Source organism: Paenibacillus sp. FSL E2-8871 (assembly GCF_038000345.1).
In the GTDB taxonomy this organism is placed as follows: Bacteria; Bacillota; Bacilli; order Paenibacillales; family Paenibacillaceae; genus Paenibacillus_AQ.
This window is the reverse complement of sequence record NZ_JBBOBV010000001.1, coordinates 2,687,954-2,707,742: the sequence shown is the minus strand read 5'-3', so window position 1 is coordinate 2,707,742 and position 19,789 is coordinate 2,687,954. Positions and strand designations below refer to the sequence as shown.

Sequence of the window (19,789 nt, the reverse complement as noted above, 5' to 3'; positions counted from 1 at the left end):
CTTTACTTTAAAATGAAACTTTTTGCGGTCGGATGCGTCTAATACTATGTTTTGTTATAACGAACGTGGCAAAAAGCAATCTTCCGCTCCGCTGAGAGCGGTTGCGTTTTTGCGGGGAATATAAGAGGAGTATGAAAAAGACAGAGACCTACTTATATTTACAAATAGGAGCAGAGGAGTCATATCATGGATTTGAAGAAATTAACGTTAGTTGCTGTTTTGGCCATATCTCAGGCCGCCTCGGCAGTGCCGGCTTTTGCTGAATCTGTCAATAGTACCTCAGGTAATACCAATGCAGTAGGAGCAGCTGCCACATCTGCGACGGATGTAATGCCAGAAGCTACTGACCCATTGCCGCCAATGCCAACTGAGGTACCAGGGGGAGTCGTATCACCTACACCAACTCCAACTCCAATCCCTGGGGCAACAGCTGAACCGACGACAACAACTGAACCGACAACAACATCCGAACCTACAGCAACAACTGCACCAACTGCTACACCACTCCCAAGTGCAACACCTGAAACCACTACACAACCTACACCAACGGATGGTGTTCGTGCTGCAGCTAGTAATCAGCTTGTACTTATGATGAACAGCAACAAAATGTACCAAAACGGCGTTGAGTATTTGGCTAATCAGCCAATGGCCGTGAAGAATGGCGTCTCATACGTTTCGATCCGAGCTATGGTAGAACGCGTAGGTGTGAAATACATTTACGATTATAAAACGAAAGAGACCATTGTTACCAAAGGAAGCGACGTAATGCGCTTTAAAACGGACAGTAAGATCTATTCCGTTAATGGTAAAAATGTGACGATGAAAGGTCCAGCTTACCAAACTAATGGTACATTCATGGTTCCTTTGACGTCCATCACCGGGGCATTAGGCATTCCTTATACCGTTGATAATGTGCAAAAACGAGTAATTCTTACGCTGAACACGAAGCCAAAAGCTTCTTTTACAGTGCCAACTGAAATTTATGCTGGTGATCCTGTGAATTTTGTAACTTCCAGCTCTTCACCGAATGGTACGGCCATTGTCGATGAACGCTGGGAAGGAAATAAGCAAGATATCTATGATACACCAGGATTTTATGTAGTATCCTATTCCGTTATGGATGCGAATGGACAGTGGAGTGATCCTTACTCTGTGACCATCAACGTACTAAAACCAAATACACCGCCAGTCGCTAATTTCACGACAGACAAAGATTCTTACAAGATGGGTGAAATGATCACTTATTCGGATCTAAGCAGCGACCCAGACGGTGATCCAATTGAAGTGACTTGGACGAACAAAGCAGAAGCTTTCTTTACACCAGGTCCAGCAACAGTCGCTATTCAAGTCAAAGATTCACATGGCGCAATCAGCACTTTTGAGAAGACCATCAATATTTCAGATGAAATCTTGTACAGTAAAGAAGATTTCTATAGATTATTCGGTGCTCCGGGTAGCGTATTTAACATCGACGGATCGATGGTTCCAACTTGGCAGAAGGTAGCCTATAATCTTTCTTCTGAGCCATATAACCTTATTCGCAGTAATAGTCCAGAAACAGTGAATACGGAAGGTATCACATATAAAGAAACATCATTCGGCGGAACTCGCTTCTTGGTCCACCATAAGAATAATATGAATATTAAAACGAAGGTGTATGTGATTGCTAAGAATAACAATCTGTACCCTACGACAATTACAACAGAGTATGTAGGCTTTGGCGGTCCAAGTTCATTTCCAGAAGGCACTGGTAAAATGTCTGTGGAACGTTACTGGAAGTCTATGATTACTAGGGAACATTATAAGACAACGGTCCTTCAACCAGGAGAAAGCGTCTCGATTCTTACGGATCTAAACAAAATTGCAATGAAACCAGGCGAGATTGTATCCCTCCAAGCGGATTTGTTTAGCGATTATCCTATTGAATATAATGTCATGATGATCGAAGCGAATAAAGATCCTCTAACTACACTTCCTACACTTCCAATATTGGATCGTGATGGGGTGCATAACCGAGGAACTTATGCTGATTCTACACGCATCATCACGGTTACCGACGAAGTAGGAACAACTCCTGCGAGACTTCTTCTCGGTGACAATTCGAGTGATTTGAATTTGACCGGTGTAGACCCAATGAATGGTACTGAAGCATCCAATGCAGGTAACTTTGGTGTGTTATACAAAATCAAATTCGACCGTGTTGCACCTAATTCATTGATTACGTTTAATCCACGTGGCGGTAATTACATGGGACCAGTTATGGTTAATGGTCAAATCGTACAAATGCCGAATTCAGGAAGTCTCTCTAGTGCTGATATGAACAGTGTGATTTATCGTACTGGCGATTATGGCGGCTCGGTGGAGATTTTGTTCACAGCAGCTTCTGGTAGTAACTTGCCGGTGAATTTCCTAGTTACACCGCTGCCAGCGAAGAAATAACAAAATAGGTCCATCCTTTAAGTTATTTGGGATTCACCTGAAATAAAAGTCCGGCTGAATATTCCGCAAAGGAATACTCAGCTGGACTTTTTGTATTTAAATGTATGATTTTACTCTGATGAACGCTCATGCACTTGGTTGTTTCATTGACGGGGCATTTATTTTGGGGCATTATTAAGAGAGTGAAGCATAAATGAAATGAACTGAAATGTAATGGGAGATGAGCGTATGCTGTCGACAGAACAAATATTAGAGGTCATGTCGGGGCAAGGTCTGCGAATCACCGACCAACGCAAAACGCTTGCCAAGTTATTCGGCGAGAATAAGGGTTATTTGTCAGCGAAGGATGTCTATGAGCATATGGGCCGCAAGTATAGCGGACTTAGCTTTGATACCGTGTACCGCAATCTGCGTGTAATGGAAGAGCTTGGTGTACTTGAACAAATCGTCTTTGAAGACGGCGTGAAATTCAAGGGAAGCTGCAATCATCAGGATCACCATCATCATATGATCTGCCTTCAATGCGAGAAAACCTACCCGATTAATTTCTGCCCGATGAATTTAACGGATACACCTGATCAATTCCGGGTAGTCAAGCATAAATTTGAGGTGTTCGGTTATTGCAAGGAATGTGAAGAGAACCGGGAAGAAGAACTAGTCGCAGCAGCTAATCGCAAAAAAGGGGTCTAAGAATGGCGACCCTTCGTAGAACGATCCAGGCTCCCATTCGGGTGTACCGCAAGTACATTTCCCCGATTAAGCCTGCCACTTGTCGCTTCTATCCAACCTGCTCTGCCTATGCACTAGAAGCTATTGAAGTCCATGGTCCACTTAAAGGTTCATGGCTTGCTGCCAAGCGGATTGCTAGATGCCATCCCTTCAATCCAGGGGGACTTGATCCGGTTCCGCCTCTTGAGGAACACCCCACGAAGAAGGATTCTGCTCGCGCGACTTGACACGAGCCCTTGCCATTGGGTATATTCACAGGTAATAGTATGAATTCCGAGGAACGGATGAGTAAATCGGTACGCCCATTACAGAGAGCCGGAACGAGCTGAAAGCCGGTATGGAGCGTTAGATTGAATATGGTCCGGGAGGAACTGTGTTCGAGCGGGAACTGCAATTGAGGTTCACGTAAGATAACGGCGTGTTCCAGCGTTAATGGACAGTTCCCGAGAGGGAACTGGCGAAGCCTGATCTCTGTGAAGAGACAGGAAATTTGGGTGGTATCGCGTGAGTTATACTCTCGCCCCATTAAAGGGGCGGGAGTTTTTTGTCTTTTTATGAAAGAAAGGATGATTAATCAATGAGCGAAAAGAAAACTTTTTACTTAACTACACCTATCTACTATCCGAGTGATAAGCTGCATATCGGACATGCTTATTCTACCGTAGCTGGAGATGCAATGGCCCGCTACAAACGTCTACGCGGCTATGATGTAAGGTATCTTACAGGTACAGACGAGCATGGTCAAAAGATTGAACGGAAGGCAGAGGAAGCAGGCAAAACCCCTCAGCAGTTCGTTGATGACATCGTTGTTGGCATTAAGGAATTATGGCGCAAGCTAGACATCTCCAATGATGACTTTATCCGTACAACGGAAGAACGTCATAAAAAGGTTGTTCAGGATATTTTTGATCGACTGCTCAAGCAAGGTGACATCTATAAAGGCGAATATGAAGGCTGGTACAGTATTCCGGATGAAACCTTCTATACAGAAACACAATTGGTCGATATCGTTCGAGATGACAATGGCGTAATCATTGGTGCAAAAAGCCCTGATAGCGGTCATCCGGTTGAACTTGTGAAGGAAGCGAGTTATTTCTTCCGGATGAGTAAATATGCAGATCGATTGCTGCAATTTTATGAGGAGAATCCGGAGTTTATTTTGCCGGAATCCCGTAAAAACGAAATGATTAACAACTTTATCAAGCCTGGTCTGGAGGATCTTGCGGTTTCCCGTACGACTTTCGATTGGGGTGTTAAGGTTAAAGGCGATGAAAAGCATGTAGTGTACGTATGGATCGATGCATTGACAAATTACATTACTGCTTTGGGTTACGGTTCCGAGGATCGCAGTTTGTACGATAATTTCTGGCCTGCTGATGTGCATATTGTCGGCAAAGAAATCGTCCGTTTCCATACGATTTACTGGCCAATCATTCTAATGGCGCTGGGTGAGCCTCTTCCGAAAAAGGTATTTGCTCATGGCTGGCTGCTCATGAAGGATGGCAAAATGTCAAAATCCAAAGGGAACGTAGTAGATCCAGTTACATTAATTGATCGTTACGGCCTGGATGCACTTCGTTATTACCTGCTACGGGAAGTACCGTTTGGTTCGGATGGTACATTCACACCGGAAAGCTTTGTAGATCGGGTTAACTATGATCTTGCTAATGACCTTGGTAACCTGTTGAACCGGACAGGTGCGATGGTAGAGAAGTATTTCGGTGGAGAGCTTCCAGCGTATGAAGGAAATGTAACAGCATTTGATGGTGAGCTTCAAGCTGCGGCAGTGAATACTTATGCCAAAGTAGAAGAAGCGATGGAAAAAATGGAGTTCTCCGTAGCGCTAACAGCGATCGGGATCTTTATCAGCCGCACCAATAAATATATTGATGAGACACAGCCTTGGGTGCTTGCTAAGGATGAGAGCAGAACAGCTGAGTTGGCTTCCGTAATGAGACATCTTGTGGAAGGTCTTCGCACCGCTTCCATTCTACTGCAGCCGTTCTTGACGCAAACCCCAGCGAAGATTTGGGAACAGCTTGGCATCGAAGTTGGTGAATTAACGACATGGGACAGCGGCAAGACCTTTGGTCTGATTCCGGCAGGAACAAAGCTGGTGAAAGGCAATCCGATCTTCCCACGCCTGGATGTGGAGCAAGAGGTAGCTTATATCGCCGAAGCCATGGGCGCTGGTAAACCGGCTGCTGAAGCGACCGAAGCAGCACCTGCGGCTCCTGCGTTATCCGAGCCTGAGGAAGAGCATAAAGAAGAGATCGGCATCGACGATTTCGCCAAGGCTGAGCTTCGGGTAGCTCAGGTCATTGCAGCTGAGCCTGTGAAGAAAGCCGACAAGCTGCTGAAGCTGCAGCTGGATCTAGGTTATGAGCAGCGTCAAGTCGTTTCTGGTATCGCGAAGTTTTACACACCGGAAGAGCTGGTAGGCCAAAAAGTGATTTGTATTGTGAACCTGAAGCCAGTGAAACTGCGCGGAGAATTGTCCCAAGGGATGATTTTAGCGGCTTCTAAAGGTGACCAGTTAACCATCGCCACAGTTCCAGATAGCATGCCAAATGGAGCTATTGTGAAGTAAGACTCGTTATGTAGAATCTATATATGTAATTGTTATATAAGAAAGGGAATGCTCCTTCAGCCAGCTAGGCTGTGGGAACATTCCTTTTTTCAACGTATAAGCAGGGATAAAATTCAGAATCATCTTATTAGGATTTATTGTTGACTTATCGTAATGATTACTATTATACTTCTAATAGTAAAGATTACGATTTGAGAGGGAGATCAATTTAATGGTTGCTTTGAAGTCACGAATAAGTCTGCTTATACTTGCATTGGTGCTTGTATTTACACTCACTGCATGTGGACCAAAGAGCAGTGGAAGTATAGTTGAAGGGAAAGTAAATGTTGTAACTACTTTTTATCCTATTTATGAGTTTACTCGGGAAATTGGTGGAGATGATATAAATGCCATTAATCTTCTTCCGGTTGGTGTAGAGCCGCACGATTGGACACCACGCAGTCAGGATATTGTCAACACCTCCAAAGCGCAATTGTTCTTGTACAATGGAGCAGGGCTTGAGGGATGGGTTCCTAATTTTCTAAAAGGACTTGATAGCAGCAGTAAAGTGGAAGCTGTTGAAGTAAGTAAAGGTGTTGATTTAATAATGACCGATGAAGATGACGGACATGATCATGGGGGAAGCGGCGAAGAGGATCATCACGAAGATGATGCTGATCATAATAGCCATTCTTCTGAGGATAGCCTTCATACGGACCCACATACCTGGGTAAGTCCGAAATCAGCGATCATCATGGCGCGCAATATAAAAGAAAGCCTTCAATCTGTGGACCCTGAGCATAAAGATGCTTATGAAGAGCGTTACAATAAGCTTGCTGAACGTTTACAGGCTTTGGATAGTAAATTTGAACAGGAGCTTACCAAGCTGCCTAACCACAAAATTGTAGTTTCGCACCAAGCTTTTGCCTATCTTGCCCGTGACTATAAGCTTGAGCAGCATGCGATTATGGGATTATCCCCAGACGCTGAGCCGCGTGGACAGGATTTAGTAAACCTGGCGAAGATGGTTAAAGAGGAGAAGATTCAATACATCTTTTTTGAAGAGCTTGTCTCCGATAAACTGGCTAAGACGTTAGCGGCTGAAGCTGGTGTGTCTACTATGGTTCTTAATCCGGTAGAGGGTCTTACTGCGGAGCAAGAAAAGAACGGGGATAACTACTTCACCTTGATGGAGAAAAATTTGCAAAATCTGATTATGGCTTTACAATAAAAAGGAAAGTATAAGGAAAAGGCGGTGCTAAAGCATGCAATCGGTATCCTTGGACTGCCATCAGCATATCATCGATATACAGGATCTTTCTTTTTCATATGGTGAACAGAAGGTGATCTCGAATCTTAACTATAGTGTAAGAGAACGAGACTTCCTTGGTATCATTGGTTCTAATGGCGCTGGTAAAACAACACTGATGAAGATGATCGTCGGTTTGCTTCCGGCAAGCAGTGGTGAAATCAAACTATTTGGAACGCCTGTCCGCAAGTTTAAAGACTGGGAACGGATAGGTTATGTTCCACAAAAGAACGCCTTCAACCCGCTGTTTCCAGCAACGGTGCGTGAAGTAGTGCTATCTGGTTTGTACAACAACAAGAATCTTATTCGAAGAGTATCTAAGGCTCAGCATCGTCAGTGCGAAGATGCACTTGAAGTGATGCGGATACAGGATATTGCGGAGAAAAGAGTAGGCCAGCTGTCAGGCGGTCAGCAGCAACGTGTATTTCTAGCACGTGCGTTGATCAACCATCCGGATCTGCTGATTTTGGATGAGCCTACAGTCGGTATTGATGCTGAATCACAAGCAGGATTCTTTGAATTAATTACACATATGCATGCCCATCATCATATGACATTCCTAATGGTGTCGCATGATATTGACATGATTAAGAATTACTTAGGGAATGAACCTGTGCAAACGAACGGTAAGATTAACTTTTTCTCCCGTCATTCTCATGATTTGCAGAATTGTACAGAGGAGAACCTGCAGCACACGCTCTCTTAGGTCATAGTTAAACTCTGGTAGTAAAAGGGAACACTCGATTATTGGGGGCGTACATAGAGCATCGGATATGTTCAGTAACCCCACCTCCTACGCCAGTTGCACTTGACGGGTTCCAGAGGGCAGAGCCCTTTGGGCCCTCCCTTGGAAGGGAGGGTTTGGGAGGGATCGAAAAAAGATTTTAATAAAAGCTTTTAAAAATGTTTCAATTGTTCTACGGAGGAGAGTTAAAGTTGGAAATTCTATTTAGCGATTTTTTTCAGCGAGCGCTTGCGGGCGGTCTTCTGATAGGTATTACAGCGCCGCTTATAGGCGTTTTTCTTGTGCTCAGACGTTTATCTATGATTGGGGATACGCTGGCTCATGTTACGATAGCCGGTGTGGCACTTGGTTTTTTGACAGGATTTTACCCGCTGGGAGCAGGTCTTATTTTTGCAGTGGTGGCTTCCTTCGCGATAGAGAAGCTGCGCAAGGCTTATAAGAGTTATGCAGAGCTCTCGATAGCCATAATTATGTCGGGTGGAGTGGCTTTAGCCTCACTCTTTTTCACTTTAGGAAAAGGTTATAATGCAGATGTTATGAGTTACTTGTTCGGTAGCATTTATACGCTAGACAATACCGATTTAATCGTAGTAGGGATCGTAACGATAGCAGTTGTAGTAGTAGTATCTCTGTTCTTTAAGGAGTTCTTCTTACTTAGCTTTGAAGAGGATGCTGCGAGTGTCAGCGGACTCCCAGTGAAGCTGCTTAACATGTTGATTACCATTCTGACGGCGCTTGTAATCAGTACTGCGATTAAAATTGTTGGATCTTTGCTAGTATCAGCTCTACTGACCATTCCTGTGGCCATCAGCTTATTGTTATCTCGAAGCTTTAAATCCTCAGTCATTCTATCCGTCATCATTTCGGAAATTGCTGTTGTAGGCGGATTAGTGGTTGCAGGAGTTTGGAATCTGGCCCCTGGTGCAACCATTGTGCTTTTACTCATATCCCTATTAGTGTTGACTTTGATCGGTAAAAAGGGTTTGCCTGCATAAACAGCGAATAAAATATAGGGTATGCCCTGAAGTGACTCGAATGCTGGAAGGAGAGCCGCTACCTTGTCTAATATCAATGCAGGAATAGCCTTAGCAGCAGGGGTAGCATCGTTTATATCACCCTGCTGCTTACCGCTTTATCCCTCTTATTTATCGTATATTACCGGATTATCCGTTCAGCAATTGAAGTCAGGCAGCAATACCAAAGAGGTCCGTATACGCACAATAACCCATACATTGGCATTTATTTTAGGTTTTTCAGCGGTTTTTTACACCTTGGGATTTGGTGCAGGACTATTTGGACAATTTTTTAATGGACAGCGTGATCTGATCCGGCAATTATCGGCGATTTTGATTATTGTGATGGGATTATTTTTGCTTGGGATCTTTCAGCCGCAATTTCTACTTCGCGAACGTAAGCTTGATTTAAAATGGAAGCCGGCGGGTTATGTGGGATCCTTTATTTTTGGGATCGGTTTTTCAGCGGGCTGGTCTCCATGTATTGGACCGATTCTGACTGCGATTATCGCACTTTCTGCAAGTGAGCCTGGCACGTGGTTCACGTTAATTACGGCTTATAGCATCGGGTTCGCATTGCCATTCTTTGTCTTAGCCTTCTTTCTTGGAGGAGCCAGACGTATCCTTAAATATTCAAATGTGCTGATGAAGATTGGTGGCGTTCTCATGGTATTTATGGGCGTTCTGCTCTTTACAGATCAAATGTTTCGGATCACAGTTTGGCTACAGGGAATCACACCAGATTGGCTCATTTTTTAAGTGAAATAATCAATTCCTGCTTCTGGAAAATGTTCGAATATCCGCTCTGTGATAAACTCTCGCAGGGCGGTTTGTTGTTCATCTGGATAGACATATTTATTTTGTCCCCAGCGCCCCCATTTCTTCTTACGCTTCTCCATGTCCATTTCTAGCTTGGATTTGGGGTAGCGCTTCTCTATAACCGTCTTAGCGGTTTTGGTGAATCGATGCTGAATCATTTCGAAGGTTAATCCTTTTCCGACTTCAGGGGGGAGAGTCTGGGCTAACTTGGCCAGTAGCTCAGCATAACCTTCTTGCCAGCCGTCATACCAAATAATTGGAGCAATGATAAAGCCAAGTGGATAACCCGCCCGTGCTACCTTTCCAGCGGCTTCAATACGCTCCTCAAAGCGGGAGGTGGCAGGCTCGAAATTTTTGATTACATAATCTGCGTTGACGCTGAAGCGAACTCGGGTATGTCCGTTATGCTCCAAAGCAAGCAGTGGTTCAACATGTTGGTATTTGGTCACAAAGCGCAGACGGCCAAGGGGTTCTTTTGCCATAAATGTAATTAGTTCTGCCAGAGAACCGGTAATATGTTCAAGTCCTAAAGGATCTGATGTGCAGGCAGCTTCAAAAGTGGTGATTTCTGGATTGCGCTCCTCAATATATTTTTTGGCAGCATCTATAATGTCACCTGTGTTTACATATACGCGAATGTAGGGCTTTGCTCCTAAGGTAGTCTGCAAATAGCAATAATGGCAGTGCCCCATACAGCCGGTGGCAATGGGAATAGCATAATCAGCCGATGGCTTGGATTGGTCAAATTTCAAAGTTTTGCGTAGGCCGACAACAAGCGTTCTTTTGGCAATTTTATATTGCTCGACCTCAGTTTCACCAGGGAAATTCATAATACGATTATGTGATGTGGTCATACGGTATGGGATATTGTTAGCCTTTACCCATTCCATTATTTTTTCACCTTTAGGGTAATTTAAAGCATTCGGTTCGAAGAAAACAAGCTCTGGAAGAAAAAGTGCAGTAGGTTTTCTGGGTCTTTTTACAGTAGAGGGCTCTGGCGTCACTATAGTCATAAATTCACGCTCCTTTTTGAATGACGAGTATGTTTATTATGTCTAACTCAGCCCCAATAGAAGCATGGTAAACATGTGCAACTCATCTGTAAGTTCCTTTGAAGGACTTGCCAAGGTGCGTTAGAAACATGTATCATTGTTAGAGCAAGGTTTGGCCCGGCGCCATGCTCATTATAGAAAAGAGGTAAAGTTTAATGCCAACACCCAGCATGGAGGATTATTTGGAGCGCATATACAAGCTCATAGATGAGAAAGGTTATGCGCGGGTCTCGGATATTGCCGAGGGACTGGAAGTACACCCCTCCTCTGTGACCAAGATGATCCAAAAACTGGATAAGGACGAATATCTCATCTATGAGAAATATCGTGGGCTTGTCCTAACCAACAAAGGGAAAAAAGTAGGAAAACGTCTGGTTGATCGTCATCAACTATTGGAGGAATTCCTCGGATTGATCGGAGTACAGCAGGAATACATTTATAATGATGTTGAAGGAATCGAGCATCACTTAAGTTGGGATTCGATTACGCGTATTGAAACATTGGTAGAATATTTCCGCCGCGACGAAGAACGTGTACAGACTTTATATGCGATTCACAACGAACTGACAAGCGATTCTTGAAATGTTTTTCCCGAAACGGATACTGTCCTAAAAGTTATGCGCAGCAAGGCTTTCGTGAGCATAATCAGTGGATAGTATAGCCGTTTCTATTTTGTTTAGTGCAACCTTTCCCAGTTTTTAGCGTCAAAACGGATACAGTCCTTTTAAAAATATAAGAGAGTATGAGTTTTATTCGGTACTTCTTATATTTTTTGCAGAGACAGATACCCCCTTTTTAGAAGGAGGCATTCTCTCATCTGCTTGAAGGATTTATCCGTTTTTTCTTATTTTTTGGATACATATTTTTTAGATTTGGGGAGGAATTATGAATTATCGTAAATGGATGTTGAGCTTGTTAGTACTTATGTTGTTTCTGCCTTTATGGTCTCCTGGTGCACGCGCGGCAGCGGTGCAAATTACGATTGAACTGGATGGAGAGGCGCTGATTAGTGATGTGCCTCCGTATATCACAACGTCTAATGTAACGATGGTGCCAATAAGTGTGATCAGTAAAGGATTAAATGCCGGCGTAGTATGGAATCAAAATAGTAAGACTGTAACGATCACTCAAGGAGATACGGTTCTCAAGCTGACCAGTGGACTGAAAAACGCATGGGTAAACGATACTTCGGTAGCGCTGGATACATCCGTGCAGATTAAGCAGGGGCGGGTAATGGTACCCATTCGTTTTGTAAGTGAGCAATTGGGACTGCAGGTGTTATGGGATCAGGTTAATAAGCATATTTCCTTGATCTCCAACACTGAACCACCACAATCTGTCGATCCAGAAACACCAACGACACCTACGACACCGACGACACCAACAGTGCCGACGTTACCGACTATCCCTGGTGGATCGACTGGTAAGGAGATGAAGGGGGCTTGGATCTCTACCGTATTCAACCTGGACTGGCCTTCAACGTCTTCGGCAGGAAATGAAGCGAAACAAAAACAGGAGTTTGATAATTTGTTAGACAAGCTAAAGGCTGTTGGCTTTAATGCTGTATTTGTTCAGGTTAGACCTTCAGCAGATAGTCTGTATCCATCGACTTTAGTTCCTTGGTCTAAGGTATTGACGGGTACACAAGGGAAGAATCCGGGATATGATCCTCTAAGCTATATGGTCAGTGCTGCGCATTTCCGCGGCATGCAGTTTCATGCTTGGTTCAACCCATTCCGTGCAACGACGGATGCTTCCACCTCAGCGTTAGCAAGTAACCATGTGGCAAAAGCACATCCAGAATGGATTGTGAATGCCGATGGTAAGAAATACATTAATCCAGGTATTCCGGAGGCTCGCCAACATATCATCGACACGGTGATGGAAGTGGTTAAAGGTTACGATATCGATGGTGTCCATTTGGATGATTACTTTTATCCTTCAAATGTTACTTTTGCCGATGATGCTGCTTATTCTACCTATAATACGAAAAAGCTTTCTAAAGCTGATTGGCGCCGAGATAATATTAATGAATTTGTCCGTCAGTTGGGAGAACAGATTCATAAGGTGAAGCCAAAGGCTTCTTATGGGATCAGTCCTTTTGGAGTATGGCGAAATATTAAAAATGATAGTACAGGTTCGGACACGACTGCAGGGGTATCTGCTTATGACAGCATGTATGCGGATGTTCGGACATGGATTAAGCAGGGCTGGATTGATTATGTCGCTCCGCAAATTTATTGGAGTTTGTCCTTTAGCACAGCTCGTTATGATAAGTTAGTTGATTGGTGGGTAAAAGAAGTCGAGAATACGAATGTTAAACTCTACATCGGGTTAGCTGGTTATAAGGTCGGAGCCAGTGATCAAAAGGCTGAATGGCAAAGTGGAGATCAAATTATTAATCAGCTCAAATATAATGAGAAGTACGAAGAGGTTGCAGGTAGTATTATGTTTAGAGCGAATGACGTCGTAGTCCGCAATCCGTTCGGATTGTCGAGCTTACTGACCTTTTATTTTAAATCCTAATAGTTTAGTTGTTATTCATAAGGAGTCATGAATGTTCCCCCGTGCTCATAGATAAGCAATAGAATCTATGGGAAACGGGGGATTTTTGTGTATGGAGATTAACGCAGTATTTGAAGGAGGAGGCGTAAAGGGGATTTCTCTTGCGGGAGCAGTTGAAGCTACAGAAAGGGCAGGCTGGACTTTTAAAAGGGTAGCAGGAACCTCCTCAGGTTCGATTGTAGCCACTTTACTAGCAGCGGGCTATGAAGGGGAGGAAATGTGTCGGATAATACAAGGGACATCCTTTTCATCGTTTCTGAAGCGAGGTCCCATTTATAATACGGCTATCGTTGGTCCTGCGCTGCGAGTGTTATTGAAGAAAGGATTATATTCTGGGGAAGCCTTGGAGTCCTGGATAAGAGCATTATTACTAAAAAAGGGGATCATCACCTTCCGTGATCTGCCTCCCGGTAAATTATCTATCATCGCATCCGATATCACAAATGGAAGGATATTGGTCTTGCCAGATGGCTTGGAGCAGTATGGGATTTCTGCGGAGCATTTTGAAGTGGCCAAGGCAGTGCGAATGAGCTGCAGCATTCCTTATTTTTTTGATCCTGTGATGTTAAGACTAAACGGGCAGGCAGCAAGAGGGAAATCCTTTGCCGAGCAGTTTGTGTATGTTGTAGATGGTGGGCTCTTGAGTAATTTCCCTTTGTGGCTATTTGACGGCAAGAATAATGGGAGCAAACAACCTGGGAGCAGAATTCCTACGGTAGGTTATCAATCGGTAGGTAAGACCGATCCACAGCCGCATAAAATTAGAGGGCCATTCAGTATGCTCCAAGCTCTGGTAACCACCATGCTCTCTGCTCATGATGAGAAGTTTATTGAAGGGGATAAATTTGTTCGTACGGTAAAAATTCCTACGCTTGGGATTGGAACGACTCAATTTGAAATTACAAAAGCGCAAAGCGATGAAATGTATGCTGCTGGACTCAAAGCAGGAGAAGATTTCTTTAAGGAGTGGCGACCAAGATAACGAACATGATAATATCCATATGAGAAAAAAGCATCCCGCACGTTACTAAAAACGTGGAGATGCTTTTTGGAGTTCTTATGAAGTTAGTGATACTTCGGAAGCTGATCATCATTTTTCCCTTTACTTCCTTCGATCACTTGGAAAGGATAGCTTTTGCGTTTGCCTGGTGCAGCTTGAGTCTTGCGAATTCCTGCTACCTTTGACATGGTCTTCTGGGAAGGCTTCACTTTAACCTTAGATCCACTGCTGCTACGAGCGTATTTGCCTGGTCCCATTTTTTTGTAAGCATAATAAATGATTGCTAACAGTACTAGGGGGAGAATCAGCTTCGACAGCGTAAAGAAGGGCTCGGTCAAGACTCCAATCACAAAACCGAAAATCGCAAGCGTAACCGTAATCCAAAAAATTAAAGCATGCCTGATCATAGATCACTCATCCTTTCGCAGGATCCAATATGCCGCCTGACAAACTTGCCTCCGAATATCCTCTTGCTTCAATCGCAGCATCAAGCTCACGCATACGGTTAAAAGAGGCAATAGATACTTCTACCTGATCGTCTTTTGGCTCTTTGGTTGTAAGGAGTTGCAGCCACAATCCAGGGTAACCCAGATATTTAAGCCCTGGTACTTCTCTTACCGCATTGGTTCCCTTTAGAACTTCGAACGATACACCAATTACGACTGGCAACAAGATTATCCGCTGGATCACTCGTTCCCAAAGATTATCCCATGGGACTACGGAGTAAATGATCACACCGAGGATAATCGTCAGCATCATAAAGCTACTTCCACAGCGGTAATGCAGACGGCTGTATTTCTGAACGTTCTGAACAGTCAGTTCTTCGCCTGCTTCAAAAGCGCTGATGACTTTATGTTCGGCGCCGTGATACTGGAACAGTCGCTTGATCACAGGTGTTTGAGAAATCGCCCATAAATAGACCAGCAAGAGAATCATTTTGATGCCGCCTTCTATGAGGTTGTGCAGTACGTAGTTATCAAATACATTTTTAAATAAAAAATCCTCTACAAATACCGGAACAAGCGTAAAAATGAGCTTTCCGAACAAGAAGGAGAGAATACCCATTACAGCAACCCCGAAAATCATTCCAAGGCTCCAGCCCTCATCCTTTTTCTTCGGCTTCGCTTTTTCCTTCTCGATATCTTCCGGTTCCAATTCATCTTCAGCGTAGGATTCGGCTGAATAGTTCAAGTGCTTAGAGCCTTTAGCGCTGGCATCTATTATACTGACAAGGCCGCGAAGCAGCGGAATCTTGCGCAGTTTCGTGACCCAGCTCTTATCGCTTTTGGGTACTTCTAAAAATGTGATTTCCTGATTCTTGCGTCGCACGGCTGTTACATTGATATGCTTACCGCCGAACATGACGCCTTCAATGACGGCTTGGCCGCCGTAACTGGGAGTTTCCTGGGACAACCAATTCACCTTCTCGTATTTAATATGATTTATATAATACATTGTAACTAATTTTTGAAGACATTACTAGTTGGATCGCCTTTTGCTGTACATACTATCTTCTAGAGAGAACGAGAGATAAATCGGCATTGAAAATAAAGAAAGCGAGGCAATTTCATGAGCAAATCTCATCAACAACAATCGGGGCATACAAATATTTGGCTTTTTGCACTCGAATTAGGTTTTTTTGCAGGATTAATTTGGGGTGGGCTTCATTGGCTAGTCTATTGGTTCAGTTTTACCAAAGTAAGCCCTGGCTTTATCGCAGAGCCTTTTTTCAGGCATGCGTTTTTGACAACAGCATTTGGACATTTCGTGGGATATATGATGTTTATTGTATTTTCGGTCATCGCCTCCATGCTATATGTCTTGCTTCTCCGTAAGCTGAAGGGACCTTGGCCAGGCCTGGTCTACGGCGTTTTATGGTGGGCGATTATATTTATTCCCGGCTCGCAGATGTTTCTTATGCAGCCCCCATTCAAGCTGCCGTGGAACACTGTCATTAGTGAGTTCTGCATTTTTCTGCTATGGGGAATGTTCATTGGATATACAGCAGCGATCGAGTATACGGACGAACGGAAGCGTGAGCAAAGTACAGCGCTTGCCTAACGGCGCGAAAAAACTTCTCAAGGGGATATCCCTATGTTAAAATACAATGTGGCTATTTCGAGAGGAGAATGAAAATGGGTAACAAGCGTGTCTCCAAGCTGCGTAAGGTTTTGCAGGATCAAGGATTGGATGCAATGTTGATAACTAGCGGTTATAACCGCCGCTATTTAAGTGGATTTACCGGATCGTCCGGTTATGTACTGGTGACAAGTGATGATTGTTATCTGCTGACTGACTTCAGGTATATGACACAGGCCGCGGACCAAGCAATGGGGGTTAAAGTTGTAGAACATACAACTAAGTTCATTGATACAGTTCGCGAGCTTCTGCCTTCTGGTAAAGAGGTACGTATCGGTTTCGAACAGGATGATGTTTCATTCAGCGCGTACACCTCATATGCAGAAGCACTTAAGCCGGCAGTGTTAGTTCCAATTTCCAAAGCTGTGGAAGACCTTCGTATGTTCAAGGATGAGGAAGAGCTTGCCGTTATGCAACGTGCAGCAGATCTGGCCGATGCTACATTCAGTCATATTCTGAACGTGATCAAGCCGGGCATGACTGAGCGCGATGTTGATTTGGAAATGGAATTTTATATGCGTACCCATGGTGCAACTTCTTCATCGTTTGATACGATTGTTGCTTCAGGTGAACGTTCGTCCATGCCACACGGCGTAGCAAGCAGCCGTGTAATTCAAGGCAATGAATTCATTACCCTTGATTTCGGTGCATTACTTGATGGCTATTGCTCAGATGTGACAAGAACCATCGCACTCGGAGCACCGGATCCGAAGCTGAAAGAGATCTATGATATTGTGCTGGAAGCTCAGCTACATACTTTAGCACATATCAAGCCGGGTATGACTGGACGGGAATGTGATGCCTTGGCACGTGATATCATTGCTAGCTACGGATATGGTGAACAATTTGGACACAGCACAGGCCATGGACTTGGAATGGAAGTTCATGAGTGGCCGCGTTTGTCCAAACTTAGCGACGATGTTATGCAGCCGGGGATGGTCGTAACTGTGGAGCCTGGCATTTATTTGCCGGGAATTGGCGGAGTACGTATTGAAGACGACATTGTGATCACGGAGAGCGGAATATCACTGCTGACCCATTCGTCTAAAGAATATACAGTACTGTAAGTAAGTGTGATGTATTAGATTGATTATAAATTTTGGAGGGATTTTTAGTGATTTCAGTAAATGATTTTAAAACAGGTTTGACCGTAGAGGTAGAGGGAGATATTTTTACCGTTATTGATTTCCAACACGTTAAGCCAGGTAAAGGCGCAGCATTTGTTCGTTCCAAGCTTAAGAACTTGCGTAACGGTAATACAGTAGAGCGTACATTCCGTGCAGGTGAAACGATTGGCCGTGCTATTATCGAAAACCGTGGTGTACAATATCTCTATGCCAGTGGATCGGACCACGTTTTCATGGATAACGAAACTTATGACCAATTCGAATTGTCCGAAAAGCAATTGGAATGGGAATTGAATTTCCTTAAAGAGAACATGACTGTAAACATCGTTAGTTACAAAGGTGAGATTCTTGGGATCAACCTTCCTACCAGCGTAGAGTTGAAGGTTGTTGAAACTGAGCCTGGCGTTAAAGGAAACACGGCTCAAGGTGCTACGAAATCGGCCAAGCTTGAAACCGGACATAGTGTTCAGGTTCCATTGTTCATCAACGAAGAAGACATCTTGCTGGTTGATACTCGTGAAGGTAAATATATCTCCCGCGCGTAGGAAACAGAACAATAACCTAGATATTACCAGAAGAGCCTCCCCGTTTATACGGTGGAGGTTTTTTTATGAACAGTAACGGATAAAGATGCTATGGAACCCTACATTAAAATACTGGAACTTGAGTAAAATAAGCACAGCTGAAGGGCAGATGCTGACTTTATCTTTTTTTTCACAGCGTGGAAATTTAATAAATTTTTATGAAACCATTAACGCAAGGCACTGTTTTCGTATTATACTGATTTAAAGCGGGAAACCGATTAGAAGCAACTACATAGACCGATATGGGGAGTGAATGGGACTTTGTCACTTTATGTTATGAAATTCGGAGGCAGCTCCGTCGGCGACACTGAACGAATGAAACGCGTCGCCAAGCGCATCGCAGACAAGCAAGATGAGGGACATCGCTGCGTTGTGGTTGTATCTGCAATGGGGGATACAACAGATGATTTGATCGATACGGCGAAGCAACTAAACGGGCAGCCGCCCGCACGTGAAATGGATATGTTGATGACGACAGGTGAACAAATCTCCGTCGCTCTATTGTCCATTGCCCTGCATGGGATCGGGCGGAATGCAGTTTCTTATACAGGATGGCAGGCTGGATTCCGAACAGACGAAACTCACGGCAGAGCTCGTATCAATGAAATTGACCCGCGTCGTGTATTAGCGTCTTTGAAGCGTGAACAGATCGTGATCGTTGCAGGCTTTCAGGGAATGACTATGGACGGTGAGATCACCACATTAGGCCGCGGTGGTTCGGACACTACAGCCGTAGCATTGGCTGCTGCTATTCAAGCAGACGTATGCGAGATCTATACCGATGTAGATGGTATCTACTCCACAGACCCACGTATCGTGAAGACGGCACGTAAGCTGAAGGAAATCTCTTACGATGAAATGCTGGAGCTTGCCAATCTGGGAGCAGCTGTATTACATCCACGTGCAGTGGAGTATGCTAAGCGTCATCAAGTTAAGCTGGTCGTTAGATCGAGCTTTAATCATAATGAAGGTACCGTTGTGAAGGAGGAAACAAGCATGGAGCAGGGAATCGTAGTTAGTGGTATTGCATTTGATAAGAATGTAGCACGTGTCAGTATTCTTGGAGTTCCTGATGTACCAGGTGTACTCGCTCAGGTCTTCGGCAAGCTTGCTGAAGAGGGCGTTAACGTAGATATCATCGTACAAAGTGGTGTACAGAATGAGCAGGCTGACTTCTCATTTACAGTTTCTCTTGATGAGCTGGATCGGGCGAAGGAAGTTATTAAAGAAATTCATAAAACTTTGCCTTATCGTGAAGTTACCTCCGAGGATAACCTGGTGAAGGTATCCATCGTTGGTGCTGGTATGGTCAGCCATCCAGGGGTAGCGGCTCAAATGTTTGATGTACTCTCCCAAGAGGGTGTAAGCATCAAGATGGTCAGCACTTCTGAAATCAAAGTATCTTGCGTCATTGAATCAGGCAATTTGCCATCAATCATACAGGCGCTTCATACCGCCTACAATCTCGATACAACAGAGCAGGCTTTCGTCGGAGGTCCTAAAGATCGCCGATAAGAGCTGCTGAGTAAACAAAGAGGGATGCCTTACAGCCAAATGGCTGCGGGCATCCCTTTTTTTTATTGTTTAGGAAATTATACAATACAAAAAAATGTGGATAACTCCGAAGAAAAAGGAAGGAGGGGTGAACGTGAAGAAGCAGGAGACATGAAATAAACGAGGATTCATCCGTCAGATTCTA

General features: G+C 44.0%; 18 protein-coding genes. 15 read left to right on the top strand and 3 right to left on the bottom strand.

What is annotated here, in order from left to right; genetic code table 11:
* The first annotated feature begins 186 nt into the window (after positions 1 to 186).
* From NYE25_RS12515 to NYE25_RS12480, 8 genes are all read left to right on the top strand, one after another.
* Positions 187 to 2,439, top strand: a complete 2,253-nt coding sequence (locus NYE25_RS12515) for a copper amine oxidase N-terminal domain-containing protein (RefSeq protein ID WP_042190505.1) — start codon at positions 187 to 189, stop codon at positions 2,437 to 2,439.
* Positions 2,440 to 2,667: 228 nt separating this feature from the next.
* Entirely contained in the window at positions 2,668 to 3,129 is a 462-nt protein-coding gene (locus NYE25_RS12510; protein WP_042190503.1) for a Fur family transcriptional regulator, read from the top strand.
* 2 nt (positions 3,130 to 3,131) lie between these two features.
* The gene (gene yidD / locus NYE25_RS12505; RefSeq protein WP_042190501.1) at positions 3,132 to 3,395 is read left to right on the top strand and encodes a membrane protein insertion efficiency factor YidD; all 264 of its coding nucleotides are present in this window, start codon (positions 3,132 to 3,134) and stop codon (positions 3,393 to 3,395) included.
* 350 nt (positions 3,396 to 3,745) lie between these two features.
* Positions 3,746 to 5,758 (top strand): methionine--tRNA ligase, encoded by a 2,013-nt coding sequence (gene metG / locus NYE25_RS12500; protein WP_341146023.1) that lies wholly within the window; start codon positions 3,746 to 3,748, stop codon positions 5,756 to 5,758.
* 211 nt (positions 5,759 to 5,969) lie between these two features.
* Positions 5,970 to 6,968, top strand: a complete 999-nt coding sequence (locus NYE25_RS12495) for a metal ABC transporter solute-binding protein, Zn/Mn family (protein ID WP_341146022.1) — start codon at positions 5,970 to 5,972, stop codon at positions 6,966 to 6,968.
* A gap of 34 nt (positions 6,969 to 7,002) precedes the next feature.
* The gene (locus NYE25_RS12490; protein WP_042190495.1) at positions 7,003 to 7,752 is read left to right on the top strand and encodes a metal ABC transporter ATP-binding protein; all 750 of its coding nucleotides are present in this window, start codon (positions 7,003 to 7,005) and stop codon (positions 7,750 to 7,752) included.
* Positions 7,753 to 7,982: 230 nt separating this feature from the next.
* The gene (locus NYE25_RS12485) at positions 7,983 to 8,786 is read left to right on the top strand and encodes a metal ABC transporter permease (RefSeq protein WP_042194307.1); all 804 of its coding nucleotides are present in this window, start codon (positions 7,983 to 7,985) and stop codon (positions 8,784 to 8,786) included.
* Between the two features lie 63 nt (positions 8,787 to 8,849).
* Positions 8,850 to 9,563, top strand: coding sequence for a cytochrome c biogenesis CcdA family protein (locus NYE25_RS12480; protein ID WP_042129852.1), 714 nt, complete (start codon positions 8,850 to 8,852; stop codon positions 9,561 to 9,563).
* Here NYE25_RS12480 and splB read toward each other — a convergent pair.
* The gene (gene splB / locus NYE25_RS12475; protein WP_339242876.1) at positions 9,560 to 10,636 is read right to left on the bottom strand and encodes a spore photoproduct lyase; all 1,077 of its coding nucleotides are present in this window, start codon (positions 10,634 to 10,636) and stop codon (positions 9,560 to 9,562) included. The two genes, NYE25_RS12480 and splB, sit on opposite strands and share 4 nt — an antisense overlap.
* A 194-nt stretch (positions 10,637 to 10,830) precedes the next feature.
* Between splB and mntR the strand changes: the two genes are divergently transcribed.
* The 3 genes from mntR (at position 10,831) to NYE25_RS12460 (ending at position 14,222) form a co-directional block, all read left to right on the top strand.
* Complete coding sequence (gene mntR / locus NYE25_RS12470) at positions 10,831 to 11,256, top strand: transcriptional regulator MntR (protein ID WP_042190488.1); 426 nt, start codon at positions 10,831 to 10,833, stop codon at positions 11,254 to 11,256.
* 304 nt (positions 11,257 to 11,560) lie between these two features.
* Positions 11,561 to 13,201 carry a family 10 glycosylhydrolase gene (locus NYE25_RS12465; RefSeq protein ID WP_341146021.1) on the top strand — a complete coding sequence of 547 codons (1,641 nt, stop codon included), beginning with the start codon at positions 11,561 to 11,563 and terminating at the stop codon, positions 13,199 to 13,201.
* A 91-nt stretch (positions 13,202 to 13,292) separates the two neighbouring features.
* Positions 13,293 to 14,222, top strand: a complete 930-nt coding sequence (locus tag NYE25_RS12460) for a patatin-like phospholipase family protein (protein WP_076300853.1) — start codon at positions 13,293 to 13,295, stop codon at positions 14,220 to 14,222.
* An 83-nt stretch (positions 14,223 to 14,305) separates the two neighbouring features.
* Here NYE25_RS12460 and NYE25_RS12455 read toward each other — a convergent pair whose 3' ends face one another.
* The gene (locus NYE25_RS12455) at positions 14,306 to 14,647 is read right to left on the bottom strand and encodes a hypothetical protein (protein WP_042190481.1); all 342 of its coding nucleotides are present in this window, start codon (positions 14,645 to 14,647) and stop codon (positions 14,306 to 14,308) included.
* A gap of 7 nt (positions 14,648 to 14,654) precedes the next feature.
* Positions 14,655 to 15,602, bottom strand: coding sequence for a DUF1385 domain-containing protein (locus NYE25_RS12450; RefSeq protein ID WP_445667176.1), 948 nt, complete (start codon positions 15,600 to 15,602; stop codon positions 14,655 to 14,657).
* Between the two features lie 207 nt (positions 15,603 to 15,809).
* On the opposite strand from NYE25_RS12450, the gene NYE25_RS12445 reads away from it, so the two are divergent.
* The 4 genes from NYE25_RS12445 to NYE25_RS12430 all read left to right on the top strand — a co-directional run bounded on the left by NYE25_RS12445 (position 15,810) and on the right by NYE25_RS12430 (position 19,605).
* The gene (locus NYE25_RS12445; protein WP_076284474.1) at positions 15,810 to 16,301 is read left to right on the top strand and encodes a YqhR family membrane protein; all 492 of its coding nucleotides are present in this window, start codon (positions 15,810 to 15,812) and stop codon (positions 16,299 to 16,301) included.
* Between the two features lie 74 nt (positions 16,302 to 16,375).
* Positions 16,376 to 17,446: a M24 family metallopeptidase gene (locus NYE25_RS12440; RefSeq protein ID WP_341052566.1), complete on the top strand. Its 1,071-nt coding sequence runs from the start codon at positions 16,376 to 16,378 to the stop codon at positions 17,444 to 17,446.
* Between the two features lie 47 nt (positions 17,447 to 17,493).
* Complete coding sequence (gene efp, locus NYE25_RS12435) at positions 17,494 to 18,051, top strand: elongation factor P (RefSeq protein ID WP_042190473.1); 558 nt, start codon at positions 17,494 to 17,496, stop codon at positions 18,049 to 18,051.
* A 300-nt stretch (positions 18,052 to 18,351) separates the two neighbouring features.
* Positions 18,352 to 19,605, top strand: coding sequence for an aspartate kinase (locus NYE25_RS12430; protein ID WP_341146019.1), 1,254 nt, complete (start codon positions 18,352 to 18,354; stop codon positions 19,603 to 19,605).
* Positions 19,606 to 19,789: the final 184 nt, after the last annotated feature.